The 24,053-nt window shown below is 72.4% G+C and carries 28 protein-coding genes; 22 read left to right on the top strand and 6 right to left on the bottom strand.

Annotated elements, in window-relative coordinates:
* Nucleotides 1-93: 93 nt before the first annotated feature.
* The 13 genes from PYS65_RS05300 (at nt 94) to PYS65_RS05240 (ending at nt 10,053) form a co-directional block, all read left to right on the top strand.
* Entirely contained in the window at nt 94-1,641 is a 1,548-nt protein-coding gene (locus PYS65_RS05300; protein WP_279332607.1) for an NAD(P)/FAD-dependent oxidoreductase, read from the top strand.
* The gene (locus tag PYS65_RS05295) at nt 1,638-3,485 is read left to right on the top strand and encodes a transketolase (RefSeq protein ID WP_279332605.1); all 1,848 of its coding nucleotides are present in this window, start codon (nt 1,638-1,640) and stop codon (nt 3,483-3,485) included. Before PYS65_RS05300 ends, PYS65_RS05295 begins: the two co-directional genes overlap by 4 nt.
* A gap of 28 nt (nt 3,486-3,513) precedes the next feature.
* Nucleotides 3,514-4,503, top strand: coding sequence for a non-homologous end-joining DNA ligase (ligD, locus tag PYS65_RS05290; RefSeq protein ID WP_279332604.1), 990 nt, complete (start codon nt 3,514-3,516; stop codon nt 4,501-4,503).
* Between the two features lie 53 nt (nt 4,504-4,556).
* The gene (locus PYS65_RS05285; RefSeq protein ID WP_279332603.1) at nt 4,557-4,928 is read left to right on the top strand and encodes a gas vesicle protein GvpO; all 372 of its coding nucleotides are present in this window, start codon (nt 4,557-4,559) and stop codon (nt 4,926-4,928) included.
* Nucleotides 4,929-5,013: 85 nt separating this feature from the next.
* Entirely contained in the window at nt 5,014-5,448 is a 435-nt protein-coding gene (locus tag PYS65_RS05280) for a gas vesicle structural protein GvpA (RefSeq protein ID WP_279332602.1), read from the top strand.
* Complete coding sequence (locus PYS65_RS05275) at nt 5,445-6,218, top strand: GvpL/GvpF family gas vesicle protein (protein WP_279332601.1); 774 nt, start codon at nt 5,445-5,447, stop codon at nt 6,216-6,218. Before PYS65_RS05280 ends, PYS65_RS05275 begins: the two co-directional genes overlap by 4 nt.
* Nucleotides 6,219-6,222: 4 nt before the next feature.
* Nucleotides 6,223-6,486 (top strand): gas vesicle protein GvpG, encoded by a 264-nt coding sequence (locus PYS65_RS05270; RefSeq protein ID WP_279332600.1) that lies wholly within the window; start codon nt 6,223-6,225, stop codon nt 6,484-6,486.
* Nucleotides 6,483-7,136, top strand: coding sequence for a DNA primase (locus tag PYS65_RS05265; protein ID WP_279332599.1), 654 nt, complete (start codon nt 6,483-6,485; stop codon nt 7,134-7,136). Before PYS65_RS05270 ends, PYS65_RS05265 begins: the two co-directional genes overlap by 4 nt.
* A complete protein-coding gene (locus tag PYS65_RS05260; protein ID WP_279332598.1) occupies nt 7,133-8,311 on the top strand; it encodes an SRPBCC family protein in 1,179 nt (392 codons plus the stop codon). The genes PYS65_RS05265 and PYS65_RS05260 overlap by 4 nt, the downstream gene beginning before the upstream one ends.
* Nucleotides 8,308-8,742 (top strand): gas vesicle protein, encoded by a 435-nt coding sequence (locus PYS65_RS05255; RefSeq protein ID WP_279332597.1) that lies wholly within the window; start codon nt 8,308-8,310, stop codon nt 8,740-8,742. Before PYS65_RS05260 ends, PYS65_RS05255 begins: the two co-directional genes overlap by 4 nt.
* Nucleotides 8,739-9,533 (top strand): GvpL/GvpF family gas vesicle protein, encoded by a 795-nt coding sequence (locus PYS65_RS05250; protein ID WP_279332596.1) that lies wholly within the window; start codon nt 8,739-8,741, stop codon nt 9,531-9,533. Before PYS65_RS05255 ends, PYS65_RS05250 begins: the two co-directional genes overlap by 4 nt.
* On the top strand, nt 9,530-9,718 hold the full coding sequence (locus PYS65_RS05245) for a gas vesicle protein (protein ID WP_055570463.1): 189 nt from the start codon (nt 9,530-9,532) through the stop codon (nt 9,716-9,718). The genes PYS65_RS05250 and PYS65_RS05245 overlap by 4 nt, the downstream gene beginning before the upstream one ends.
* A 77-nt stretch (nt 9,719-9,795) precedes the next feature.
* A complete protein-coding gene (locus PYS65_RS05240) occupies nt 9,796-10,053 on the top strand; it encodes a gas vesicle protein K (protein ID WP_109376648.1) in 258 nt (85 codons plus the stop codon).
* 53 nt (nt 10,054-10,106) lie between these two features.
* Here the strand turns inward: PYS65_RS05240 and PYS65_RS05235 are convergent, their stop codons facing one another.
* Together PYS65_RS05235 and PYS65_RS05230 are read right to left on the bottom strand one after the other, a co-directional pair.
* Nucleotides 10,107-10,277: a hydrophobic protein gene (locus PYS65_RS05235; protein ID WP_279332595.1), complete on the bottom strand. Its 171-nt coding sequence runs from the start codon at nt 10,275-10,277 to the stop codon at nt 10,107-10,109.
* Nucleotides 10,278-10,319: 42 nt separating this feature from the next.
* Nucleotides 10,320-11,141 (bottom strand): methyltransferase domain-containing protein, encoded by an 822-nt coding sequence (locus PYS65_RS05230; RefSeq protein ID WP_279332594.1) that lies wholly within the window; start codon nt 11,139-11,141, stop codon nt 10,320-10,322.
* Between the two features lie 195 nt (nt 11,142-11,336).
* Between PYS65_RS05230 and PYS65_RS05225 the strand changes: the two genes are divergently transcribed.
* Nucleotides 11,337-12,956 carry an ABC-F family ATP-binding cassette domain-containing protein gene (locus tag PYS65_RS05225; protein WP_279332593.1) on the top strand — a complete coding sequence of 540 codons (1,620 nt, stop codon included), beginning with the start codon at nt 11,337-11,339 and terminating at the stop codon, nt 12,954-12,956.
* 150 nt (nt 12,957-13,106) lie between these two features.
* Nucleotides 13,107-13,364, top strand: coding sequence for a DUF6158 family protein (locus PYS65_RS05220; RefSeq protein ID WP_279332592.1), 258 nt, complete (start codon nt 13,107-13,109; stop codon nt 13,362-13,364).
* A gap of 75 nt (nt 13,365-13,439) precedes the next feature.
* Here the strand turns inward: PYS65_RS05220 and PYS65_RS05215 are convergent, their stop codons facing one another.
* Together PYS65_RS05215 and PYS65_RS05210 are read right to left on the bottom strand one after the other, a co-directional pair.
* Nucleotides 13,440-13,982, bottom strand: coding sequence for a type 1 glutamine amidotransferase domain-containing protein (locus PYS65_RS05215; RefSeq protein WP_279332591.1), 543 nt, complete (start codon nt 13,980-13,982; stop codon nt 13,440-13,442).
* 70 nt (nt 13,983-14,052) lie between these two features.
* Nucleotides 14,053-14,445: a DUF2795 domain-containing protein gene (locus tag PYS65_RS05210; protein ID WP_279332590.1), complete on the bottom strand. Its 393-nt coding sequence runs from the start codon at nt 14,443-14,445 to the stop codon at nt 14,053-14,055.
* 172 nt (nt 14,446-14,617) lie between these two features.
* Here PYS65_RS05210 and PYS65_RS05205 point away from each other — a divergent pair, with 172 nt between their 5' ends.
* The 3 genes from PYS65_RS05205 to PYS65_RS05195 all read left to right on the top strand — a co-directional run bounded on the left by PYS65_RS05205 (nt 14,618) and on the right by PYS65_RS05195 (nt 17,150).
* On the top strand, nt 14,618-14,770 hold the full coding sequence (locus PYS65_RS05205) for a hypothetical protein (protein WP_279332589.1): 153 nt from the start codon (nt 14,618-14,620) through the stop codon (nt 14,768-14,770).
* Nucleotides 14,771-14,951: 181 nt separating this feature from the next.
* A complete protein-coding gene (locus PYS65_RS05200; protein WP_279332588.1) occupies nt 14,952-15,797 on the top strand; it encodes a hypothetical protein in 846 nt (281 codons plus the stop codon).
* Nucleotides 15,798-15,917: 120 nt separating this feature from the next.
* Nucleotides 15,918-17,150, top strand: a complete 1,233-nt coding sequence (locus PYS65_RS05195) for an aminotransferase class I/II-fold pyridoxal phosphate-dependent enzyme (RefSeq protein ID WP_279332587.1) — start codon at nt 15,918-15,920, stop codon at nt 17,148-17,150.
* Nucleotides 17,151-17,232: 82 nt separating this feature from the next.
* On the opposite strand, the gene PYS65_RS05190 is transcribed toward PYS65_RS05195, so the two are convergent.
* A complete protein-coding gene (locus PYS65_RS05190) occupies nt 17,233-17,865 on the bottom strand; it encodes a DedA family protein (RefSeq protein WP_387035650.1) in 633 nt (210 codons plus the stop codon).
* Nucleotides 17,866-17,912: 47 nt separating this feature from the next.
* On the bottom strand, nt 17,913-18,686 hold the full coding sequence (locus PYS65_RS05185; protein ID WP_279332586.1) for an MBL fold metallo-hydrolase: 774 nt from the start codon (nt 18,684-18,686) through the stop codon (nt 17,913-17,915).
* Between the two features lie 81 nt (nt 18,687-18,767).
* Between PYS65_RS05185 and PYS65_RS05180 the strand changes: the two genes are divergently transcribed.
* The 4 genes from PYS65_RS05180 to dnaK all read left to right on the top strand — a co-directional run bounded on the left by PYS65_RS05180 (nt 18,768) and on the right by dnaK (nt 24,053).
* A complete protein-coding gene (locus PYS65_RS05180; RefSeq protein ID WP_279332585.1) occupies nt 18,768-19,169 on the top strand; it encodes a hypothetical protein in 402 nt (133 codons plus the stop codon).
* Between the two features lie 145 nt (nt 19,170-19,314).
* Nucleotides 19,315-21,387 carry a phage holin family protein gene (locus PYS65_RS05175; RefSeq protein WP_279332584.1) on the top strand — a complete coding sequence of 691 codons (2,073 nt, stop codon included), beginning with the start codon at nt 19,315-19,317 and terminating at the stop codon, nt 21,385-21,387.
* A 153-nt stretch (nt 21,388-21,540) separates the two neighbouring features.
* On the top strand, nt 21,541-21,969 hold the full coding sequence (locus tag PYS65_RS05170) for an OsmC family protein (protein ID WP_279332583.1): 429 nt from the start codon (nt 21,541-21,543) through the stop codon (nt 21,967-21,969).
* A 194-nt stretch (nt 21,970-22,163) separates the two neighbouring features.
* Nucleotides 22,164-24,053: a molecular chaperone DnaK gene (gene dnaK / locus PYS65_RS05165; protein ID WP_279332582.1), complete on the top strand. Its 1,890-nt coding sequence runs from the start codon at nt 22,164-22,166 to the stop codon at nt 24,051-24,053.

Raw genomic sequence — 24,053 nt, 5'->3', positions numbered from 1 at the left:
GCGCGGGGCGCGGGCCGGTGGACGTTTGGCGGTCGCGGCGGGGGAAACGCGGAAGTCTCCCGAGCCATGCGACGACAGCGCTGGAGGCGAACCGTGAGTCGACCCCGCATCGTGATCATCGGTGCCGGCTTCGCCGGATACCGCACGGCCCGCACCCTGTCCCGGCTCGCCCGGGGAAGGGCCGAGATCACCCTGCTGAATCCGACCGACTACTTTCTGTATCTGCCCCTGCTGCCCCAGGTCGCCGCCGGCATCCTGGAACCGCGCCGGGTCACCGTCTCCCTCTCCGGCACGCTGCCGCACGTACGACTGGTGCTGGGTGAGGCCGACGGCATCGACCTCGACCGGCGGACCGTGCGCTACACCGGCCCCGAGGGGGACCGCGGCACCCTCTCCTACGACCGGCTGGTGCTGGCCGCGGGCAGCGTCAACAAGCTGCTGCCGATCCCCGGCGTCGCCGAGCACGCCCACGGTTTCCGCGGTCTGCCCGAAGCGCTGTATCTGCGCGACCACGTGACCCGGCAGATGGAACTCGCGGCCGCCACCGACGACCCCGCGGGCTGCGCCGCCCGGTGCACCTTCGTCGTGGTCGGCGCCGGTTACACCGGGACCGAAGTCGCCGCGCACGGAAAGCTGTTCAGCGACGCGCAGGTGCACAATCACCCCCTGCGGACGGGCCTGCGCCCGCGCTGGCTGCTGCTGGACATCGCCGACCGGGTCCTGCCCGAACTCGACGAACGGCTCTCCTCCACCGCCGACCGGGTGCTGCGCGAACGGGGGGTGGAGGTACGGATGGGGACCTCCGTGAAGGAGGCCACGCACGACGGAGTGCTGCTGACCGACGGCGAGTTCGTCGACACACGGACGCTGGTGTGGTGCGTGGGCGTGCGGCCCGATCCGCTCGCCGAGTCGCTGGGGCTGTCCATGGAACGCGGGCGGCTGCTGGTGGACCCGCACCTGCGGGTGCCGGGGCGGCCCGAGGTGTTCGCCTGCGGTGACGCGGCGGCGGTGCCCGATCTGGAGAAGCCCGGCCGGTACACCCCGATGACCGCGCAGCACGCCTGGCGGCAGGGCGAGGTCTGCGCGCACAACATCGCCGCCTCCTTCGGTGACGGTGAGTCGCGCGCCTACCGCCACCGTGACCTGGGGTTCGTGGTGGACCTGGGTGGCGTCAAGGCGGCGGCCAATCCGCTCGGTGTCAATCTGTCCGGTCCGGTGGCCGGAGCGGTCGCCCGCGGTTACCACCTCGCGGCGATGCCCGGCAACCGGGTGCGCGTCGCCGCCGACTGGCTGCTGGACGCCGTACTGCCGCGTCAGGCGGTGCAGTTGGGGCTCGTACGGTCCTGGTCGGTGCCGCTGGACACGGCGTCCCCGGAACTCGCCCGGGTGCCGTCCGGCCCGGAACGGAAGCGGTCCGGCGACGAGACCGCCGAGCCGGCCAGGAAGCAGCCGGGTGGGGAGGCGGCGAAGAGCCGGCCGGGTGGGGAGCCGGCGAAGAGCCGGCCCGGAGGCGAGCCCGCGAAGAGCCGGCCCGGTCCCCGGCCGCCCGCCGGCTCCCACGCCTCCCCCGGCCCCGTCAAGCGCACCGACTACCCAGCCGACCCCGCCGATCCCCGTGATCAGGCCGAAGGAGACTCATGAAAACCGGTGAACTCGTCGAGCTCGGACAGCAGTTGCGAGTGGACAGCGTCCGCGCGGCAGCCGCTGCGGGCTCCGGGCACCCCACGTCCTCGATGTCCGCGGCCGACCTGATGGCCGTCCTGCTGGCGCGCCACTTCCGCTACGACTTCGACCACCCCGACCACCCCGGCAACGACCGTTTCGTCCTCTCCAAGGGGCACGCCTCGCCCCTGTTGTACGCCGCCTTCAAGGCGGCCGGGGCCATCGAAGACGAGGAACTGCTCACCTTCCGCAAGCTCGGCAGCCGACTCGAGGGGCATCCCACGCCCAGGCGGCTGCCCTGGGTCGAGACGGCCACCGGGTCGCTCGGCCAGGGACTGCCGGTCGGTGTCGGTATCGCACTGGCCGGGAAGCGGCTCGACCGGTCCGGCTACCGGGTGTGGGTGCTGTGCGGGGACAGCGAACTGGCGGAGGGCTCCGTGTGGGAGGCGGCCGAGCACGCCGGGTACGAGAACCTCGACAACCTCACCGCCGTCGTGGACGTCAACCGGCTCGGCCAGCGCGGCCCCACCCGGCACGGTCACGACCTCGACGCCTACGCCCGCCGCTTCGCGGCCTTCGGCTGGCACACGGTGGAGGTGGACGGCCACGACATCGACGCCGTCGACCGCGCCTACGGCGAGGCGGCCTCCACCAGGGGGCAGCCGACCGTGATCCTCGCCCGCACCCTCAAGGGCAAGGGGGTCGCGTCCGTCCAGGACCGCGAGGGCCTGCACGGCAAACCGCTGCCCGAGGCCGACGAGGCGATCGCCGAACTCGGCGGCCCGCGCGACCTGCGGCTGAGGGTGCGGGAGCCGGCCGACGCCCGCGCGCTGCACGCCGTGCACACCGGACAGGCCGATCCGCCCCGGTGGGACAAGGGCGAGGAGGTGGCGACGCGCAACGCCTTCGGCGAGGCGCTGGCCGCCCTCGGTACCGTGCGCGGCGACATCGTGGCCCTGGACGGTGAGGTCGGCGACTCCACCCGTGCGGAGTTCTTCGCCAAGGAGCACCCCGAACGCTATGTCGAGTGCTACATCGCCGAGCAGCAGCTGGTCGCCGCGGCGGTCGGCGTGGCGACACGCGGCTGGGTGCCGTACGCGGCCACGTTCGCCGCCTTCCTCACCCGCGCCCACGACTTCATCCGCATGGCGTCGATCAGCGGTTCCGGCATCAACCTGGTCGGCTCGCACGCCGGTGTCGCCATCGGCCAGGACGGGCCCAGCCAGATGGGTCTCGAGGACCTGGCGATGATGCGGGCGGTGCACGGCTCGACCGTGCTGTACCCCTGCGACGCCAACCAGACCGCACGCCTGGTCGCCACCATGGCGGACCTCGACGGCATCCGCTACCTGCGCACCTCGCGCGGCGAGGGCCCCGTCCTCTACGGCCCCGACGAGGAGTTCCCGGTCGGCGGCAGCAAGGTGCTGCGCTCCTCGGCCGAGGACCGGCTGACCCTGCTCGCGGCGGGCGTCACGGTGCCCGAGGCCCTGGCCGCCGCGGACGCCCTGGCGGGCGAGGGCATCGCGGTACGGGTGATCGACCTGTACTCGGTCAAGCCCGTCGACCGGGACACGCTGCGCCGGGCGGCGGAGGAGACCGGCTGTCTGGTGACGGTGGAGGACCACCACCCGGAGGGCGGGCTCGGGGACGCGGTCCTCGACGCCTTCACCGACGGGCGGCCCGTCCCGCGCCTGGTGCGGCTCGCCGTCCGCGACATGCCGGGGTCGGCCTCCCCCGAGGAGCAGTTGCGCGCCGCGGGCATCGACGCCGAGTCGATCGCGGTGGCCGGGCGGCTGCTGGTGGAGGGGGCGATCGTGCCGTGAGCGACGGGACGGAGGAGAGGATCACGCCGTGAGCGACGCCGAGGGGGTGCGGCCGGTACGGGCCGGCCGTCGCACCGTGCGGATCCGTCGGCCGGGGAAGGTGCTCTTTCCCGGCGGTGAGGGCGCCGAGGAGTACACCAAGGGCGACCTCGTCGACTACCACCGGGCCGCCGCCCCGTTCATGCTGCCGCACCTGCGGGGCCGCCCGCTGATGCTGGACCGGCGCCCGGACGGCCTCGACGGGCCCACGTTCATGCAGAAGAACACCCCCGAGAGCTACCCGGAATGGATCACCCGCGTCGCGGTCGCCAAGGAGGGCGGCACGGTGTGCCACACCGTGTGCGACGACACGGCGACCCTGCTGTACCTCGTCGACCAGGCGAGCATCACCTTCCACCGCTGGCTCTCCCGGGCCGCCCCGATCGGACGGATCAACCGTCCGGACCGGCTGGTCTTCGACCTCGATCCCGCCGAGGACGACTTCGGGACGGTGCGGGAGGCGGCGCGGCTGCTGGGGGAGCTGCTGGACGAGCTGAAGCTGCCCACGGCGCTGATGACCACCGGCTCCCGGGGCCTCCATGTGATCGTGCCGCTGAACGGTGACGACGCGTTCGACGACGTGCGCGCCTTCGCCCGCGAGGTCGCCGACACCCTCGCCGACGCCCACCCCGACCGGCTCACCACCGCCGCGCGCAAGAAGGAGCGCGGCGACCGGCTCTACCTGGACGTGCAGCGCAACGCCTACGCGCAGACCGCGGTCGCGCCCGGCTCCGTCCGGGCCCTGCCCGGCGCCCCCGTCGCGGCCCCCGTCTCCTGGGACCAGCTGGACGATCCGAAGCTGCACGCCCGCCGCTGGACCGTCGCCGACGCCGTCGAACAGCTGCGGACCGACCCCTGGGCCGGTCTGCCGCGCCGGGGCCGCGCCCTGGGGCCGGCCCGCCGGCGGCTGGCCGCACTGCGGGGCGGCCCGGCCCGGCCGGACGACCGGACACGGAGCGTGACCGCGGCAATCGGTTGAGCCTCCGGAGGTTTGGTGAAGGGACTTGTGGCCACACGGAGGAGGAGGCGCTCATGACGAACGCAAGGAACACCGGAGACTCCAGAGGTTCACAGGAACCACAGGAGGCTCACGCACCCCGCAAGTCTGCGGAAAACACCAGAGCGACCAAACGGCCGAGCCCCATGGAGGTACTGCGCCAGGCGCGCGGGCAGCTCGCGGAGCTCACCGGTATGGAAGCCGAGTCCGTGTCGTCCTTCGAGCAGACGGAGGAGGGCTGGGCGCTGGAGGTCGAGGTCCTCGAGCTCGAGCGTGTGCCCGACACGATGAGCCTGATGGCGAGTTACCAGGTGGAGCTGGGGCCCGACGGAGAGCTCACCGGCTACCGGCGGGTCCGCCGCTATGAGCGGGGGCGGTCCGACGCGCGCAGGTCCGGCGGCCGGTAGGCCGCCCGGCCGGCCCCTTCCGGCCCGTCGGCACGACGGACACGGCGCGCGAGGCAGGCAACTCACACAAGGAGGAACAACCGGCATGACAGTCGTACCGGCACAACAGTCCGGTGGTGGAGGCGGCAGCAGCGGCCTCTACGACGTGCTCGAGCTCGTCCTGGACAGGGGGCTCGTCATCGACGCATTCGTGCGCGTGTCCCTGGTCGGCATCGAGATCCTCAAGATCGACGTCCGCATCGTCGTCGCCAGCGTCGACACTTACCTGCGCTTCGCCGAGGCGTGCAACCGGCTCGACCTGGAGGCCGGACCCCGCAAGAGCCCGGGCCTGCCCGACGTGGTCGGCCAGGTCACCGAGTCCGGTGCCCGCGGCAAGTCCAAGGGAGCGCTGTCCGGCGCCGCCGAGACCATCTCCGACGCCTTCCAGCAGGCACGCGGCGAGGGCTCCGAGCGGGAGACCGAGTCCCGTCCGCGGGCCCGCAAGAGCACCTCGGCACGCCGGAAGGAGGAGCAGGAGTGAGCACCTACGTCTACGGCATCACGGCGAGTACGTATTCCGGCCCCCCCGAGCACACGAGCGGTGTGGGCGACCCGGCAGGTCCGGTGCGGGTCCTGAAGGAGGGCGAGCTGGCGGCCGTCGTCAGTGACGCCCCCGAGGACCTGCGCCCCAAACGAAGGGAACTGCTCGCCCACCAGAACGTGCTCGCCGAGGTCGGCGCGGCCGTCTGTGTGCTGCCGATGCGGTTCGGCAGCGTCGCCCCCGACGACGACTCCGTCACCGCCGTGCTCGCCGAGCGTGCCGAGCACTACAAGGAGCGCCTGAGGGCGCTGGACGGCCGGGTCGAGTACAACGTCAAGGCCAATCACGACGAGGAGGCCGTACTCCACCACGTGATGGCCGGCAACCCGGAGCTCCGTGCTCTCGCGGAAGCCAACCGACAGGCCGGCGGCGGAAGTTACGACGACAAGATCCGCCTCGGCGAGATGGTCGCCGAGGCGGTCAGGGCCCAGGAGGCCGAGGACGGCGTCGCCGTGCGGCGTGCCCTGGAACCGGCGGCCGACGCCGTGAGCGTGGGTCCCGAGTCCACGGGCTGGCTCGCCAACGTCTCCTTCCTGGTGCCGCGCGACACGGCCGGGGAATTCATGGCCGCACTGGACCGCGTCCGCGAGGACATGCCGCACCTGGAGGTGCGGCTCAACGGCCCGCTGCCCCCGTACAGCTTCGTGGAGCCCGGCCCGGCCGAACCGGCGGGCGCCACGGCGGGTGGGGCGGACGCCGGAATGGGGTGACGACATGGGCCTGATCTCGGAAGTGCTGCTGCTGCCGCTGGCCCCGGCGCGCGGCAGCGGCTGGGTCATCCAACAGGTGCTGCGCGAGGCGGAGCGCATCTACTACGACCCCGCCGCGATCCGTGCCGAACTGGCGCGGCTCGAGGAGCAGCTGGAGGCCGGAGAGATCACCGAGGAGGAGTTCGACCGGCAGGAGGACGAACTCCTCGACCGATTGGAGACCGCGATGCACACCAGCGCCACAGGGGACGGGACGGCACCACGATGAATCGGACAGCGCTCGGCCTCGCGATAGGGGCCGGATACCTCCTCGGACGGACGAAGAAGCTGAAGATGGCGGTCGCCGTCGGAGGTCTGGTGGCCGGCAAGAAGCTGAACCTCGGGCCGCGGATGATCACGGACATGGTGTCCACGCAGCTGCAGAAAAACCCGCAGTTCAAGGAGCTCGGGGATCAGCTGCGCGGCGATCTGCGCGGTGCCGGCAAGGCGGCCTCCGGGGCACTCGTCGAGCGGCAGCTCGACTCCCTCGCCGACAAGCTGCACGGTCGTACCACCGAGATGCGCGACCAGCTGACCGGTTTGGGCCGCCCGGACCGCGAGGCCGAGGTCGACGAGGACACCGAGGACGACAGGCGTGCCGAGGACGACCTGGAGGACGAGGAGGCCACGGACGAGGAACCGGACGACGAGGAGCCGGAACCGGCACCCGAGCGGCCGGCGGAGAAAGCATCGTCGAAGAGGGCTCCGTCGAAGGAGGCCGTCAAGAAGACCGAGAAGAAGGCGCCGGCCAGGAAGACCGCTCCGGCGAAGAACAGGAAGACCGCTCCGGCGAAGAAGACGGCCGGCAAGAAGACCGCGGCCGCGCGGACGACCTCGTCCCGGGGTACCCGCACCTCGAAGGGAGGCGGTGAGCGATGACCGAGACACTCGGATCGGCCACTTCCGCCGCGCGCGACAAAGTGGGCGAGGGCACGAAGAACCCGCTTGCCGACCTGGCCCACAGCGAGGCCGCCGACCACCTCAAGGCGGAGCTGCAGGACTACCTCGCGGCCCAGGCCACCCGCCTGCTGACGGGTGTCGGCCGCAAGCTGGGCGAGACGACCGGCAAACTCACCGACATCGCCGAGGGCAACAGTTCGGGTTTCGCCAAGCTCGCACTCGACGGCGGCCGCAAACTCGCCGAGGGCAAGAGCCCCCTGCGCAGCGCCATCGAACTGGGAACCTCGAGGGCCAAGGACAAGGTGATGGACACCCTGAAGGGCCTGGGCGGCGGCGGCAAGGGCAAGCGCAAGCGCTCCGCGGGCAAGAAGCCCACCGTCATCATGGAGCACATCGATGTCGGCGTCCCGCTGCGCACGGCCTACGACCAGTGGACGCAGTACCAGGACTTCAGCACCTTCGCCAAGGGCGTCAAGAGTGCCAACAAGTCCGACGACACCACCTCGGACTGGCAGGTCAAGGTTCTGTGGTCCAACCGCAGCTGGAAGGCGCAGACCACCGAGCAGATCGCCGACGACCGCATCGCCTGGTCCTCCGAGGGGGCCAAGGGCACGACGAAGGGCGTCGTCTCCTTCCACAGCCTCGGCGACAAACTCACCCGGGTCCTGCTGGTCATCGAGTACTACCCCTCGGGTTTCTTCGAGAAGACCGGCAACATCTGGCGCGCCCAGGGCCGCCGGGCCCGGCTCGACCTGAAGAACTTCGCCCGCTTCATCACGTTCAAGGGTGAGGCCGAGGACAGCTGGCGCGGCGAGATCCAGGACGGTGAGGTCGTCCGCAGCCACGAGGACGCCATCGCCGAAGAGGAGGAGGAACAGTCGCCGCCCGGGGACGAGGAGCCGGAGGGCGAGGACGCCGAGGGCGCAGAGGAAGCCGAGGGCACAGAGGACGCCGAGGGCGAGTACGACGAAGAGGAGGAAGCAGACGAAGCCGCGGACGAGGAACCGGCCGAGGGCGGCTACGAGGAGGAGGACGAGGACGCCTACGAGGAAGAGGACGAAGGCGCGGACGAGGACGAGGATGAGGACGAGGCCGAGGACGAGTATGAGCCCGAGGACGAGCCCGAGTACGCCGAAGGCGGGAGCCGTCGATGACGACGCCCCGTCGGCTCCCCGAGCCCTATGGGCAGGGTGGCGGCGCCAATCTCGCCGACATCCTGGAGCGGGTGCTCGACAAGGGCATCGTCATCGCGGGCGACATCCGCATCAACCTGCTCGACATCGAACTGCTCACCATCAAGCTGCGGCTCGTCGTGGCTTCCGTCGACAAGGCGAAGGAGATGGGGATCGACTGGTGGGAGACCGACCCGGCGCTCTCCTCCCGCGCCCGTCGCTCCGAACTGGCCCGGGAGAACGCCGAGCTGCGTGAGCGGCTGGCCGAACTGGAGGGTGACCGTCCGCTGGCGGCCGGCCGTTCGTCGGACACGGACCGTCCGCTGGAGGCCGGCCGCCGGCGGGGGACCGACCGGCCGCAGGAGACCGGCCGTCACCGGGAGACCGACCGGCCGCAGGAGGAGGGCCCGTGACCGGACTGCGGTACGTCTACGCCATCTGCCGCCCCTTCGGCACACCGCTCCAGGCACAGCTGACCGGTGTGGCGGGTGATCCGCCCCGGCTGCTGCCCCATCACGGCCTGGTGGCCGTCGTCAGCCATGTGCCGGAGGCGGACTTCGCCGAGGAGCCCCTCCACGAGCATCTGGAGGACCTCGACTGGCTGACCGAGGTCGCCCGCGCCCACCAGGGCGTCATCGACGCGCTCACCACCGTCACCACGCCGCTGCCGCTGCGGCTCGGCACCGTGTTCCGTGACGACAGCGGCGTACGGACGATGATGGAGGCGCGCGAGGAGGGCTTCCTGCGGACGCTGGACCGGTTGGACGGCCGGGTGGAATGGGGCGTGAAGGTCTTCATCGAGGCGGAACGGCCGGCGGACACCGCCGCACCGCCGGCGCAAAAGCCCACGTCGGGCCGGGACTACCTGCGCCAACGGCGCATGGCGACGAAATCGCACGACGACCTGTGGCAGCAGGCCGAGGCCTTTTCGACCCGGCTGCACGAGACGCTCTCCGGCTGCGCCGAGGATTCCCGGCTGCACGCTCCGCAGAATCCCACGCTCTCCGGTGCGTCGGGTCGCAACGTGTTGAATGCGGCTTATCTCGTGCCGCGAGCGGAATCCGAGAAGTTCGTGGAAAGGGTGGAGCGGACGAAGGACGGGACACCCGGGATACGCGTCGAACTCACCGGCCCCTGGGCGGCCTATTCATTCGCCGGGGAAGAGTCCGCCGGAGAGGAATCGGCCGAGGGGGAGCGGCCGTGACCGTGGTCGAGCGCCGGGAGATAGCCCTGGTGGATCTGCTGGACCGGCTCCTGGCCGGCGGAGTCGTCATCACCGGTGACATCACGCTGCGCATCGCGGACGTCGATCTGGTCCGTATCGACCTCAACGCGCTCATCAGCTCGGTGAACGCGAACGTTCCGTCGCCCTTCGAGGAGTCGCGTTGACGGCCACCCCCGATGATCATCACGGCGAGCCGCACGAAGGCCGGCGCGCGGGGCACGGCCGGCGCAACCGGCTCGACCTGGAACCGGACACGGTCGAACGTGACCTGGTCAAACTGGTGCTCACCGTCGTGGAACTGCTGCGCCAGCTCATGGAGCGCCAGGCGGTACGCCGGTTCGACGAGGGAGACCTGACGGAGGAGCAGGAGGAGCGCATCGGGCTCACCCTGATGCTGCTCGAGGAGCGGATGACGGAACTGCGTGACCGGTACGGACTGCGGCCCGAGGACCTGAATCTGGACCTCGGGCCGCTCGGACCGCTGCTGCCGCGGGACTGAGTCCCCGGACGGTCCGGTGACGGAAACCTTCCGTCACCGGACCGTCCGCCGTCTCACCACTTGTACCAGCGGCCCCTGCCGCCGCTCGCCGATGTGCTGCGCATGAAGAATCCCAGCAGCCACACGACGAGAACCGCCAACGCGATCCACCAGAGCACCTTCACCGCGAAACCGGCGCCGAAAAGAACCAGGGCCAGAAGCAGAACCAGCAGAATGGGAACCATAGTGTCAACCTCCTGCCTTTCTGATGACCCGGAATTCTCGTTTCAGGCATCCTTGCGGCAGAGAATTTCTCCGTGCAGCACGCTGAACCATCCGTCCTCCCGCGTGCCCCACTCCCGCCATGCCGCCGCGGCGGCCCGCAGTTGTCCGCCGGTGGCGTGGCCCTGCCCGGTGGCCCGCTCGGCGTAGTCCGACGCCACCGTGCGGTCCGCCCACAGGGAACTCCACCAGGCCCGCTCCTCGGCGGTCGAGTAGGTCCAGGTGGCCGAGGTGGCGGTGATGTCCGTGAACCCGGCCGTCAGCGCCCAGGACTTCAGCCGCCGGCCGGCATCCGGTTCGCCGCCGTTGGCCCGGGCCACCCGCCGGTACAGGTCCAGCCAGTCGTCCAGGCCCGGGGAGAGGGGGTACCAGGTCATCGCCGCGTAATCCGCGTCCCGGACGGCGACGAACCCGCCGGGCCTGGTCACCCGCATCATCTCGCGCAACGCCCGCACCGGGTCCCCCACGTGCTGGAGCACCTGGTGGGCGTGCACCACGCTGAACGTGTCGTCCGGGAAGTCCAGCGCGTGCACGTCGCCCACCGCGAAGGCCGTGTTCGTCAGGCCGCGCCCGGCCGCCGTGGCACCGGCCTGCTCCAGGATGCCCGGCGCCCGGTCGAGACCGGTGACGTGTCCGTCGGGGACGAGCCCGGCCAGGTCGGCGGTGATGGTGCCGGGCCCGCAACCGACGTCCAGGATCCGCATGCCGGGCGTCAGTACCCCGAGGAGGTACGCCGCCGAGTTGGCCGCGGTCCGCCAGGTGTGCGACCGCAGCACCGACTCGTGGTGCCCGTGGGTGTAGACGGCGGTCTCCCGTGATGGAGGCATGGTGAGCCCGTCCCTTCTCGTCGTCCGGTCATGGCGTACCCGATCTCCGTGAACGACCGTCACGATACGCACCCCGGCCGTATCCTGAGACCCGCGTCTCACATTCCGGGCGGCCCGATGTGTGCCGGGCGCCCCGCCCGCCCGGCCGGCAAAACCGTTTGCCCCCTGCGCCGACGCCCCGGACAATCGCGTCCCATGGGTCATCTCGAAGCCGCGTACCTGGAGTACCACCTCCCCGACGGGAGGCCGCTCCTGGGCGACGTGTCCTTCCGTGTGGGCGAAGGGGCCGTCACCGCCCTCGTGGGACCCAACGGCGCGGGCAAGACGACACTCCTGCGCCTCCTCGCCGGCGAACTCAAGCCGCACGGCGGCTCCGTCACGGTCAGCGGCGGCCTCGGCGTCATGCGCCAGTTCGTGGGTTCCGTACGGGACGGAACGACCGTGCGCGACCTCCTCGTCTCCGTCGCCACGCCCCGCATCCGCGAGGCCGCCCGCACCGTCGACAAGGCCGAGCACGCGCTGCACGTCGCCGGGGACGAGAGCGCCCAGATGAGGTACGCGCAGGCCCTCGCCGACTGGGCCGAGGCGCGCGGCTACGAGGCCGAGACGCTGTGGGACATGTGCACGACGGCCGCACTCGGCATCCCCTACGACAAGGCGCAGCAACGCCAGGTGCGCACCCTCTCCGGCGGCGAGCAGAAACGCCTGGTCCTCGAAGCGCTGCTGCGCGGCACCGACGAGGTCCTGCTCCTCGACGAGCCCGACAACTACCTCGACGTCCCCGGCAAGCGCTGGCTCGAGGAGCAACTCGAACAGACCCGCAAGACCGTGCTCCTCGTCTCCCACGACCGCGAACTGCTCGCCCGCACCGCCCGGCGCATCGTCTCCCTCGAACCGAGCCCCACCGGCGCCGACGCCTGGGTGCACGGCGGGGGCTTCGCCACGTACCACGACGCCCGGCGCGAACGCTTCGCCCGCTTCGAGGAACTGCGCAGGCGGTGGGACGAGAAGCACGCCCAGCTGAAGAAGCTGGTGCTGAACCTCCGGCAGGCCGCCTCCGTCAGTCCCGACATGGCGTCCCGGTACCGGGCGGCCCAGACCCGGCTGCGCAAGTTCGAGGAGGCCGGCCCGCCGCCGGAGCCGCCGCGCGAGCAGGACATCAGGATGCGCCTGAAGGGAGGCCGCACCGGAGTGCGCGCGGTCACCTGCGAGCAGCTCGAACTCACCGGTCTGATGAAACCGTTCGACCTGGAGGTCTTCTACGGCGAACGGGTCGCCGTGCTCGGCTCCAACGGCTCCGGCAAGTCGCACTTCCTGCGCCTGCTCGCCGGGGACGACGTGGCGCACACGGGCGGCTGGCGGCTCGGCGCCCGTGTCGTCCCCGGACACTTCGCGCAGACCCACGCGCACCCCGAGCTGGAGGGCCGCACGCTCCTGGACGTCCTGTGGAAGGAGCACGCCCAGGACCGGGGCGCCGCCATGTCCCGGCTGCGCCGCTACGAACTGACCGGCCAGGCCGAGCAGACCTTCGACCGTCTCTCCGGCGGTCAGCAGGCCCGGTTCCAGATCCTGCTGCTGGAGCTCCAGGGGGTGACGGCGCTGCTGCTCGACGAGCCGACCGACAACCTGGACCTGGAGTCGGCGGAGGCGTTGCAGGAGGGCCTGGAGGCGTTCGAGGGCACGGTGCTGGCCGTCACGCACGACCGCTGGTTCGCCCGCTCCTTCGACCGCTACCTGGTCTTCGGCGGTGACGGCAGGGTCCGGGAGGCCCCGGAACCCGTGTGGGACGAGCGCCGCGTGGAACGGGCCCGGTAGCGGCCCCCGCCGCGCCTTCGGGCCCCGGAGCCGGCCGGGATGTTCGGGGACCGGGATGTTCGTAGAGTGGGTGCAGGGACGCGGGTCCCGTGGCCTCCCCGGGCGGGTATCCGGACCGCAGGTTACGCCTACGACGAGCGGGGCATCACGATGGCCGGAGTCGAGCCGAACCGCCTGGACGACCAGCAGCTCATGAAGGAGCTGGAGAACATCCATCGCACGCGTCACGACACGCTGCTGCACGGCTCCGACGACGCGTTGCGGGTCCACAACGACCGTATGGCGCAGCTGGAGGGCGAGTACCTCCGCCGTCATCCGCGCCGCCCGGTGGCGGCGGGCCGCACCCGCGCGGGGGCCCGGGAACGGAGCGGCGCGGACAGGGCGACACCCGTGGACCCGGGCACCTGACGGACCCCGTGAGGAGCCGGGACCCGCGGGGCGCGGGTCCCGGCTCGTTCAGGCCGTTCAAGCGGTTCAGGTCGTTCAGGCCGCTTCCGCGGCGAACACCTTCAGATACGCCTCGCAGAACGCCTCGAGGTCGTCCGGCTTGCGGCTGGTGACCAGCTTGGCGGACTCGTGGTCGCAGATCTTCACCTGCTCGTCGACCCAGGTGGCACCGGCGTTACGGAGATCGGTCCGCAGACTCGGCCAGCTGGTCAGCTCCCTCCCGCGGACCACGTCCGCCTCGATGAGGGTCCAGGGCGCGTGGCAGATCGCGGCGACGGGCCGCCCCTGTCCGAAGAAGTCCCGGACGAACGCGACGGCCTTCTCGTCCGTGCGCAGCAGGTCCGGGTTGGCCACCCCGCCCGGCAGCACCAGCCCGCCGAAGGAGTCGGCGGACGTGTCGCCGACGACCTCCTGCACCGGGAAGGTGTCCGCCTTGTCGAGATGGTCGAACGCCTGGATCTCGCCCGGCCGGGTCGACACGAGCACGGGTTCGTGACCGGCGCCGAGGGCCGCCTCCCACGGCTCGGTCAGCTCGACCTGCTCGACGCCCTCGGTCGCGACGAGGAATGCGATACGCATGGGGGACTACGTCCTTTCCTTCAGTTCGTGCAGTTCGTGCAAGACGCTCTGGTCCGTCAGGACCGACCGGCTACGGGCTGCTCGTCTCCTGGGGCCGCGTCAGTGCCTCGGCCAGCTCCTGGAGGCTGTCGTAGCGGGCCTGTCGCGGCAGCCGGCCCAGCGCCTCGACGAGGGTGTCGGGCGCGTACCGCCGGTCCAGGGTGCGCATCAGCTCGCGCGGACCCGCGGGGAACGCCCCCCGGCTCAGGAGCCGGGCCAGCTCCAGCCGCACCGACTCCAGCGACGTCGGTCCACGGTTCGGCGTCACCGGGCCGTGCGCGACCGCGGGGTCGTCCTCGGCGAACGGCTCCGGGTCGTTCCACTCCTCGGTCCGGGTGGGATGCCCTGACCTGAGCAGACCCTGCAGTTCGTGCTTCATCTCGTCGTCGCGGTGAACGCTCAGCCGGTCACTGCCTCGCTGCATGTCTCTCTCCAGATGGTTCGGGGTCTGCACCGCGTACCCGGCCGACGGACACCGACACGGGGTTCGGCGGGCGGATCGTCACCGCCGGGCGCCGGGTACCGCCGGGTTTGTCCCGCGAACGACGGGAGACCCGGCCCCCTCACCCCCCGCGCCCCCTGCGGAAGGACCGGCCATGGCGGTGCTCGCCGTGCTCATTCCGATATTCATGCTCGGCGTGCTGCTGATGCTGGGCCGCTACGAGGAGCTCGTGCTGACCGGTGTGCGGGAACAGGATCCCGACGGCCTCCCCGCGCCGCACGACAGGGACGGCGCCGACAGCCGTTGACCGACCGGCCGGGCCCGGAGCGCGCCGGGTGCCCGGCCCTTCACCCACTCGGGTGCACCCGCCCCTCCGACGGCGGCAGGCCGCGCGCGGTGCCGCGGCCGACGGGCTGGGATGGGTACGGGGCGCGACGTCTGCGAACGGGATCGCCGGGCCCCGGCCGCCGCCCGAAGGAGCCCGCACCATGCGCCGCACCGCCCGCGCCCTGTCCCTCGCCGCCGTCGCCGGCACCGTACTCGGCGCGCTCGCACCGGCCGCGTTCGCCGCTCCGTCCGCGGATCCGTCCGCCGAGGTCACTCCGGGCAGACCGGCCCCGGGCGGCACCGTCACCGTCTCGGTCCTCTGCGATCCGGCCGGCGGCCGCCCGCCGGAGACCCTCGAGGCCGCCTCGGAAGCCTTCGCCAAGGGCATCGTCGAACTGAAGAAGGTGCCCGCCTCCGACGAGGAGGAGTCCGGCCCGGCCTACCGGGGCACCGCGGACCTCCGGAGCGCCGGAGGCGCCGGGGGACCGGGCGGCGACCCGCAGGACGAGACCGGCCCGTCCGACGAGCTCGATCCGCTGGAAGAGACCGACCCCCTGGACGGCCCCGACCCCCGGGAAGGAACCGGCCCGTCGGATGAAGCCGGCCCGTCAAACGAGGCCGACCCGCTCTACGACATCGATCCGCTCTCCGCGGTCGACGAGGCCGCCCCCGCCGGCAAGGGCTCCGCGCGGACCGTCGAGGGCAGGTGTCCCGCCGCGCCGGGGAAGAAGGGCAAACCGTGGAGTGCTTCCTTCACCGTCGCCCGCCACCCCGGCGGTTCCGGCGCCACCTCACCCTCGCACTCACCCTCCCCCTCGCACTGCCCCGAACGCGAGCGCGCCCGCTGCGGGGGCACGGTGGTTCCGGGCGGTGTCCACGCCGGCACGGGCGGCGGGTTCACCGACTCCGTCCCCGCCCTGGCCGCGGGCGGCCTGCTGGTCGCGGGCGCGTTCGGCGCCGCCGCCCACCGGCTGTACCGCGACAGGACCGCGCGTACGGGCCGCTGATGTTCCCCGAGCGGCCCGCAGCCGTCCGCGCGAAGTGGCACCGTGGGTACTGACCGGGGTGACCGGCCCGGATGACCCCCGTGGGCACGCCGGGTCACCAGACACTGCGCGGAGGTGCGTATGCGGCGGACGGACCCCGGGGGGCACGGCCCTGTTCGCTTCGGACCGGCACTGCCCGAGGACGGGCTGCCCGTCCTGCCCGAACTCTCCGCCGTCCTCGCCGCCGCCGCGTCCCGTGCGGAGGCCGAGCCGGTCGGCGGCGGCCCCGCCCTGCTGGAGGCCGCGTGCGGCCACGGCGACCGGCGAGGTCTGCCCGCCGCCCCCGACCGGGTGGCCGTCGCCCCCGGCGCGCCCGCCCTCCTCATGGCGCTCACCGCGGCCATCGGCGGGGACGTGCTGGTGCCCCGGCCCTGCGCCGCCTGGTGGGCCCCCGAGGCCCGGCTGCTCGGTCGCCCCGCCTTCCCGGTGCCGACGCCCCACGAGAGCGGCGGCGTCCCCGATCCGTACGCCCTGCTGGAGACCGTGCGGAGGGTGCGTGCCGAGGGCGGTGACCCGCGTCTGCTGGTGCTCTCCGTCGCCGACGACCCCACCGCCACCGTCGCCCCGCCCGAACTGCTGCACGAGACCATCGAGGCCGCCGTCGCCGAGGGGCTGCACCTGGTCAGTGACGAGACCTGGCGGGACACCCTGCACGCACCGCGCGAGACCGTGCTGCTCAGCCCCGCTGAGATGCTGCCCGAACACGTCACCGTGGTCACCGACCTGGCGGGCGCCCTGCTCCCGTCCGGCTGGCCCGCCGCGATCGGCCGCTTCCCGGCGGGCGCGGACGGCGGCGCGCTCCACGCGCGGGTGCTCGACGTACTGACCGCGCTCGACGCACGGGTGGCCGCCCCGGTCGCCGTCGCGGTGGCCCACGCGCTGGCCGAGCCGGAGGCGGTCACCGCGCGGACGGCCGCCGCCGTACGCCTGCACGCCCGGGTGGCCGCCGCCGCGCGGGAGGCGGTCGTCGCCGCGGGAGCCCTGGCCCACCCCCCGCAGGCCGGACGGCACCTCTACGTGGACCTCACACCGCTGGCGCCCGCACTCACCGCGCACGGCGTGGGCGACGCCCAGGAACTGGAGGACTTCCTCACCGCCCGGCTCGGCATGCCCGCGCCGGGCGGCCACCGCTTCGGCGACGACCTCGAGGCACCGCGCGTACGGCTGTCCACCGCGCCCCTGCTCGGCGACACCGCCGAGCAGCGGGCGGAAGGCCTCGCCTCGTCCGCGCCGCTGGAACTTCCGCACGTGCGCCGCGCGCTGGACCGTCTGAGGACGGTCTTCGACGGCCTCCGCGACGAAGCCCGGCGATAGGAGTCCTCCCGTCAGGACCGGGGAGGACCGGGGAAGATCAGGGAGGAGCCGGGAGCACCCGAAAGGACCCGACCGGTGGTGGTCAGCCCCGCAGGCGCCGCCACAGGCTCGGGGTCACGCTGATCAGGACGGTCAGGACGACCGCCGCGAGCACGCCCTGCCAGGGCTCCTCGAACAGTGAACCGCCGAGGATCCCGATCAACTGGTACGTCAGCGCCCAGGCCAGGCAGGCCGGCAGGTTGCCGCGGACGAAGCGGCGCAGGGGCCACTCGGCGATCAGGCAGGCCAGCATCACCGGAAGGCGCCCCGCCGGAACCAGCCGGGACAGCACCAGCACCGTCACGTCGTGCTCGGCGAGCTTGGTCTGCGCCTGCGCCAGCCGGTCCTCCGGCGCCCGCGCCCGGATCGCCTCCAGCCAGCGCGAACCGTTCCGCGACCGCATCCCGCGCCGCCCCAGCCAGTACAGGGCGACGTCCCCGAGGAACGCGGCCAGGGACGCCGTCGCGAACACCAGCAGCATCGAGAGCGGCGCCGTCCGGTGGAAGGCGACCACCGCCGCCGAACTCACGAGCGCCCCGGTCGGCACCACCGGCACCAGCGCACCGATCAGCACCAGCAGGAACAGCGAGGGATACCCGATCGCCTGCTCGGTGGACACCGGAGCCACCGTCGTCGACGCGGCGAACACCAGGACCGGGGCGGCCGTCGAGGCCAGGGCCGACACGGGCGCACCGGCCGCCTGGACCAGGGCGGCGGGCAGCGTCACCGTGGGCCCTCCAGACGGAGCCGCTCACCGTGCCCCAGCCGGTGCACCGGCACCCCGGGCGCCTGCTCGGCCGCCCACCGTACGAACTCGTCGCCCGGTGAGTGGAACTCGTGCGGACGCACGGCGTCCATGCCGATCGGCCAGTACGTGCCGTAGTGCACCGGCACCGCGCTGCGCGCCTCGAGCCGGGCCAGCGCCTCGGCCGCGCGCCCCGCGTCCAGGTGCCCCTCGCCGAGGTACGGGCCCCAGCCGCCCACCGGCAGCAGTGCCACGTCGACCGGCCCGACCTCCTTGGCCATCGTGTCGAACAGGCCGGTGTCGCCCGCGAAGTACGTGCGCGCCTCGCCCTCCACGACGTAGCCGAGCGCGGGGGACCGGTGCCGTCCGAGCGGCAGCCGCCGCCCGTCGTGCCGGGCACTCACGACCCGTACGGCCAGAGGGCCGACCGCCAGCACGTCGCCGGGCGCCACCTCGCTCACCTCGAGGTGCGTGAGCCGGCGCAGCCTCGGCACCGCACGGTGTGCGCCCCGGGGCACGAGCAGGAGCGTGCCCGGGGCGAGCAGCGCCAGCGAGGGCAGGTGCAGATGATCGGCGTGCAGATGGGAGACCAGCGCCACGTCCGCGTGCCGGGCGCCCGGCGGTGGCACGGCACCGCGCCGCCGCCGCAGATGCGCGAGGCGACGGGCGAACAGGGGATCGGTGAGCACGCGGGTGTGCGAGTCCTCGACCGTGCAAGTGGCGTGACCCCACCAGGTGATCTCCACCGGCACCTCTTCGCCTCCCTCCGCGACTCCCCGAAGCCTACGCGCAGGAGTAGGGTCGGCGACGCAGTCCGGAGGTGAGGGGGCGCCATGGGGCCGGTGCGGGTGACGGCGATCGCGAGTCTGACACCGCTGGCGGAACTGGACGTCGATCCCTTCCTCGTGGACTCCCGCAGTCAGCACGCCATGTGCGCCCACTGGGCCCGCGAACGCGGCTACGTGGTGGCCCGGCAACTGCTGGTGCGGGGAGTGCGCTTCGACCACGGCCTGCTGTGGGACGGCGTACGGCCGGGCACCGACCTGTTCGTGGCGCCCAGCCGCCGGGTGCTGGAGAGCGCCCTGGCCTCCGTCGAGGAGTTCACCGCCGAGTGCGCGCGGCGCGGGGTACGGGTGGAGACCGTCGGCCACGCCGAACCGTCGTACGACGCCGCGATGAAGGCCCGGGTGCACCGCCGGCTGTCGATGCCGACGGCCGGCTACGACGGCCGCTGAACCGCCCCGCGGCCCGTTCGCCGAGGACCATCGGGGACGAATCGGCACTTCCGGGCGTTGTGGCAGGGTGAGTACGGGCAGGGGCCGGTTCGCGGGCCACCCCGGCTGGTGGCGGCGACGAGCCGGGACGTGAGGTGGACTGGGCGTGGGTGGCGTGCGGTGGCGACGGATCGCCAGTCAGATCGGGCGGAGCGTCACCGTGTGGGCGGTCGCCACCCTCACCATGCTGGTGCTCGCCGGCCTCCTCCCCGACTTCCGGCTGCGCTCCGCCGACGGTGACAGCGCCACCGACATCGCGGTCACCGCCGGGCTCGGTGCCGGTGCCTTCGGTCTGCTGTCGGCTCTGGTGTGGCCGCTGCTGGTGCGGCTGCTGCTGCTGGTACCGGCCCTCGTCCTCGGCCTGCTGGTGTTCTTCCTCAACGGCGCACTGCTGCTGCTGGCACTGCGGCTCAACCCGATCGAAAGCGGGACCGCCGCGTGGGAGACCGCGGTCGTGGTCGCCGCCGTGATGTCCGCCGTCGCCTCCGCCACCGGAGGCGCCCTCGCGGTGCGCGACGACGACGCCTACCGCCGCCGCCTCTACCGGCTCGCCTACCGCCGCCGCGGCTCCGCACCGCCCGTCCCGGCCACCCACGGCACCGTCTTCCTGCAACTGGACGGCGTCGGCCACGACGTCCTGCTGCACGCGGTCGACCGGGGCCTGATGCCGACCGTCGCCCGCTGGCTCGGCGCCGGCGAGACCCGTCCCCCCTCCCACCGCCTCACCTCCTGGCACACCGACTGGTCCAGCCAGACCGGCGCCAGCCAGCTCGGCATCCTGCACGGCAGCAACCACGACGTCCCCGCCTTCCGCTGGTACGAGAAGGACCGCCGGGAGGTGATGGTCTGCAACCGGCCCACCAGCGCCGTGGAGCTGCAGCGGCGGGCCGCCCGCCACACCGGCCACGCCGGGCTGCTGGCCGACGACGGCGCCAGCCGCGGCAACCTGTTCAGCGGCGGCGCGGGCGAACAGGCCCTGGTGCTGTCCATCACCGCACGCCGCCGCACCCGGGAGAACCGTTCCCGCTCGGGCTACTTCGCCTACTTCTCCGACCCGGCCAACGCCGTGCGCACCGCCCTGTCCTTCGGTGCCGAGGTGGTCCGCGAGATAGCCCAGTCCACCCGGGCCCGGTGGACCGAGCAGTTCCCGCGCGTGTCCCGCGGCGGGCTCTACCCGTTCGTGCGGGCCTTCGCGACCGTCGTCCAGCGGGACGTGGTCGTCGCCGCCGTCATGGGCGACCTGCTGGCCGGCCGCACCTCCGTCTACGCCGACCTGGTCGCCTACGACGAGGTGGCCCACCACTCCGGCCCCGCGAGCCGGGACGCCGAGAAGGTCCTGAAACGCCTCGACCGCTCCCTCGCCCTGATCGAGCACGTCGCCGAGCACGCCCCCCGCCCGTACCGGATCGTCGTCCTCTCCGACCACGGCCAGAGCCCCGGCGAGACCTTCCGCGCCCGCTACGGACTCACCCTCGGCGACCTGGTCCGGGCCGGGTGCGGGCTGCCCGTGCCGCGCCGCGCGCGGCGCACCCACAGCGGCGCCGAGGCCCGCGCGGCGGTCCGGGCGGCACTGCACCGGCCGGTCGAGGAGGGCGCCGAGCAGTACCGTCCCCCGCGCGGCTCCGAGCCCGTCGTGCTGGCCTCCGGCAACCTCGGCCTGGTCTCCTTCCCGGACGTGCCGCACCGGATGACCAAGGAGGAGATCGACGCCCGCCATCCGGCACTGCTGCCGACCCTCGCCAACCACCCCGGCATCGGCTTCCTGCTGGTGCGCAGCGAACGGCACGGCGGTGTCGTCCTCGGCGCGCACGGCGTGGAGATCCCCCTGGACGCACTCGACGACGCTCCCGGGCCCCTGGCCGCGTTCGGGCCGTACGCCGCCGACGCCGTGCGCCGCACCCACTCCTTCCCGCACACCGCCGACATCATGGTCAACTCCTTCCACGACCCCGCCACCGGCGAGGTCCACGCCTTCGAGGAGCAGATCGGCTCCCACGGAGGCCTCGGCGGCGCCCAGTCCCGTCCCTTCCTGCTGTCCCCGGTCGCGCTGTCCCCCGCGGTCGCCGGCGCAGCCGGACCCGTCGGTGCCGAACACGTCCACCGGGTACTGCGCCGCTGGCTGGCCGAGTCCGGCGACTTCGCCCGTCCGACCTACCCCGGCCAGGAGCGCGCGGCCTGACCTCGGGCGGGCCGGCCTTCCGGCCGGGGAGCCGGTCCTGCGGGTGAGCCGGGCCGTAGTGTGATCGGATGGGGTCGGGAATCCCGGTGACCCGGGCGGCCCCGGACAGAGTACGGACCGGACACACGGCCGGACATTTCGAAAGGATGCGTCATGGCAGCCACGCGCTCCGCACACACCGTTTGGGAAGGCAACCTCTTCAAGGGCAGCGGGGTCGTCACCTTCGACTCCTCCGGCAGCATCGGTGAGCAGCCGGTCACCTGGGCGTCGCGCGCGGAGGAGGCGAACGGAAAGACCAGCCCCGAGGAGCTGATCGCCGCCGCGCACTCCAGCTGCTACTCGATGGCCTTCTCCAACATCCTCGACAAGGCCGGTAACCCGCCGACCCGCCTGGTGACCTCCGCCGACGTCACCTTCGTGCCCGGCGAGGGCATCACCGGGATCCACCTCACCGTCGAGGCCACCGTCCCCGGCCTGGACGAGGCCGCCTTCCAGTCCGCGGCCGAGGACGCCAAGGTCAACTGCCCGGTCAGCCAGGCGCTGAAGGGCACCGAGATCACGCTGACGGCGAAGCTCTCCTGACCCGTCGTCTCCACGCCCCGCAGCACACCGCAGTACACCCGCAGGCCGCCCCCGCCGGGGCGGCCTGCGCCGTGTGGCCGTCCGAACGAGCGGTTGACAAACAGCCCGCATAAACTATTGACAACAGCCCGCTCAAGTTTTGTGCTGGATACCTTGAGGTCCGAAGAGGTGTGCCCTGGCGGAAGGGGACAACGATGGGACGTGCGGTCGGAATCGACCTGGGAACCACGAACTCGGTGGTGGCCGTGCTGGAGGGCGGTGAGCCGACCGTCGTCGCCAACGCGGAGGGCGCGCGCACCACCCCCTCGGTGGTGGCCTTCGCCAAGAACGGCGAGGTGCTCGTCGGCGAGGTCGCCAAACGACAGGCCGTGACGAACGTCGACCGCACCGCCCGCTCGGTCAAGCGGCACATGGGCGACGGCCAGTGGCACTTCCCCGAGCAGGGCTCCGTGGACGGCACCCGCTACCGGGCGCAGGAGCTGTCCGCCCGGGTGCTGCAGAAGCTGAAGCGGGACGCGGAGGCCTACCTGGGCGAGGACATCACGGACGCCGTGATCACCGTCCCGGCGTACTTCGACGACGCCCAGCGGCAGGCCACCAAGGAGGCCGGGGAGGTCGCCGGGCTGAAGGTCCTGCGGATCATCAACGAGCCCACGGCGGCGGCCCTCGCGTACGGCCTGGACAAGGAGAGCGAGCAGACCGTCCTCGTCTTCGACCTGGGCGGCGGCACCTTCGACGTGTCGCTCCTGGAGATGGGCGACGGAGTCATCGAGGTGAAGGCCACCAACGGCGACACCCACCTCGGCGGCGACGACTGGGACCAGCGACTCCTCGACCATTTCGCCCAGCGCTTCAAGAACCAGTACGGCGTCGACCTGGCGAAGGACAAGATGGCCGTGCAACGGCTGCGGGAGGCCGCCGAGAAGGCCAAGATCGAGCTGTCCTCCTCCTCCGAGACCACCGTCAACCTGCCCTACATCACGGCCTCCGCCGAGGGTCCGCTGCACCTGGACGAGAAACTCACCCGGGCCCAGTTCCAGGAACTCACCGCCGACCTGCTGGAGCGCTGCAAGACGCCCTTCCACCAGGCCGTCAAGGACGCAGGCGTCAAGCTCTCCGCGGTCGACCACGTCATCCTCGTCGGCGGCTCCACCCGGATGCCCGCCGTGACCGACCTGGTCCGCGAACTCACCGGCAAGGACCCGCACAAGGGCGTCAACCCGGACGAGGTGGTCGCCGTCGGAGCGGCCCTCCAGGCGGGCGTCATCCGCGGCGACGTGAAGGACGTGCTGCTGCTCGACGTCACCCCGCTGTCCCTCGGCATCGAGACCAAGGGCGGCATCATGACCAAGCTGATCGAGCGCAACACCACGATCCCGACCCGGCGTTCGGAGACCTTCACCACGGCCGAGGACAACCAGCCCTCGGTCGGCATCCAGGTCTACCAGGGCGAACGCGAGATCGCGGCGTACAACAAGAAGCTCGGCGTCTTCGACCTGACCGGTCTGCCCCCGGCGCCGCGCGGCGTCCCGCAGATCGAGGTGGCCTTCGACATCGACGCCAACGGCATCATGCACGTCTCCGCCAAGGACATGGCCACCGGCCGGGAGCAGAAGATGACCGTCACCGGCGGCTCGGCGCTGCCCAAGGACGACATCGACCGCATGATGCGCGAGGCCGAGCAGTACGCCGACGAGGACCGCAAGCGCCGCGAGGCCGCCGAGACCCGTAACCAGGCCGAGCAACTCGTCTACCAGACCGAGAAGTTCATCCGGGACAACGGTGACCGGATCCCCGCGGAGACCAGGTCCGAGGTCGAGGCCGCCGTCGCGGAGCTCAAGCCCCTGCTGGAGCAGTCCGCCGACACGGCCGCCCTGCGCGCCGGCGTCGAGAAGCTCGCCGCGGTCAGCCAGAAGATGGGCCAGGCGATGTACGCCCAGGCGGAGCAGGCGTCCACCGGTGACGCCGGGCAGCACACCTCACCGCAGGAGGAGGAGGGCGTCGTCGACGCGGAGATCGTCGACGACGAGAACGGCGGAGGTGACGGGGACCGCGGGAAGGAGGGGCGCGGCGGTACTCATTGA

It is taken from the genome of Streptomyces cathayae, assembly GCF_029760955.1.
Taxonomy (GTDB): domain Bacteria; phylum Actinomycetota; class Actinomycetes; order Streptomycetales; family Streptomycetaceae; genus Streptomyces; species Streptomyces cathayae.
This window is presented reverse-complemented; position numbering and strand designations above follow the sequence as displayed.

Bases quoted from the DNA above. Each gene is read 5' to 3' on its own strand.
- PYS65_RS05295 (WP_279332605.1), top strand. From the start codon at position 1,638: ATGAAAACCGGTGAACTCGTCGAGCTCGGACAGCAGTTGCGAGTGGAC.
- PYS65_RS05285 (WP_279332603.1), top strand. From the start codon at position 4,557: ATGACGAACGCAAGGAACACCGGAGACTCCAGAGGTTCACAGGAACCA.
- PYS65_RS05280 (WP_279332602.1), top strand. From the start codon at position 5,014: ATGACAGTCGTACCGGCACAACAGTCCGGTGGTGGAGGCGGCAGCAGC.
- PYS65_RS05270 (WP_279332600.1), top strand. From the start codon at position 6,223: ATGGGCCTGATCTCGGAAGTGCTGCTGCTGCCGCTGGCCCCGGCGCGC.
- PYS65_RS05265 (WP_279332599.1), top strand. From the start codon at position 6,483: ATGAATCGGACAGCGCTCGGCCTCGCGATAGGGGCCGGATACCTCCTC.
- PYS65_RS05260 (WP_279332598.1), top strand. From the start codon at position 7,133: ATGACCGAGACACTCGGATCGGCCACTTCCGCCGCGCGCGACAAAGTG.
- PYS65_RS05255 (WP_279332597.1), top strand. From the start codon at position 8,308: ATGACGACGCCCCGTCGGCTCCCCGAGCCCTATGGGCAGGGTGGCGGC.
- PYS65_RS05235 (WP_279332595.1), bottom strand. From the start codon at position 10,277: ATGGTTCCCATTCTGCTGGTTCTGCTTCTGGCCCTGGTTCTTTTCGGC.
- PYS65_RS05230 (WP_279332594.1), bottom strand. From the start codon at position 11,141: ATGCCTCCATCACGGGAGACCGCCGTCTACACCCACGGGCACCACGAG.
- PYS65_RS05225 (WP_279332593.1), top strand. From the start codon at position 11,337: ATGGGTCATCTCGAAGCCGCGTACCTGGAGTACCACCTCCCCGACGGG.
- PYS65_RS05220 (WP_279332592.1), top strand. From the start codon at position 13,107: ATGGCCGGAGTCGAGCCGAACCGCCTGGACGACCAGCAGCTCATGAAG.
- PYS65_RS05215 (WP_279332591.1), bottom strand. From the start codon at position 13,982: ATGCGTATCGCATTCCTCGTCGCGACCGAGGGCGTCGAGCAGGTCGAG.
- PYS65_RS05210 (WP_279332590.1), bottom strand. From the start codon at position 14,445: ATGCAGCGAGGCAGTGACCGGCTGAGCGTTCACCGCGACGACGAGATG.
- PYS65_RS05205 (WP_279332589.1), top strand. From the start codon at position 14,618: ATGGCGGTGCTCGCCGTGCTCATTCCGATATTCATGCTCGGCGTGCTG.
- PYS65_RS05200 (WP_279332588.1), top strand. From the start codon at position 14,952: ATGCGCCGCACCGCCCGCGCCCTGTCCCTCGCCGCCGTCGCCGGCACC.
- PYS65_RS05195 (WP_279332587.1), top strand. From the start codon at position 15,918: ATGCGGCGGACGGACCCCGGGGGGCACGGCCCTGTTCGCTTCGGACCG.
- PYS65_RS05180 (WP_279332585.1), top strand. From the start codon at position 18,768: ATGGGGCCGGTGCGGGTGACGGCGATCGCGAGTCTGACACCGCTGGCG.
- PYS65_RS05170 (WP_279332583.1), top strand. From the start codon at position 21,541: ATGGCAGCCACGCGCTCCGCACACACCGTTTGGGAAGGCAACCTCTTC.
- dnaK (WP_279332582.1), top strand. From the start codon at position 22,164: ATGGGACGTGCGGTCGGAATCGACCTGGGAACCACGAACTCGGTGGTG.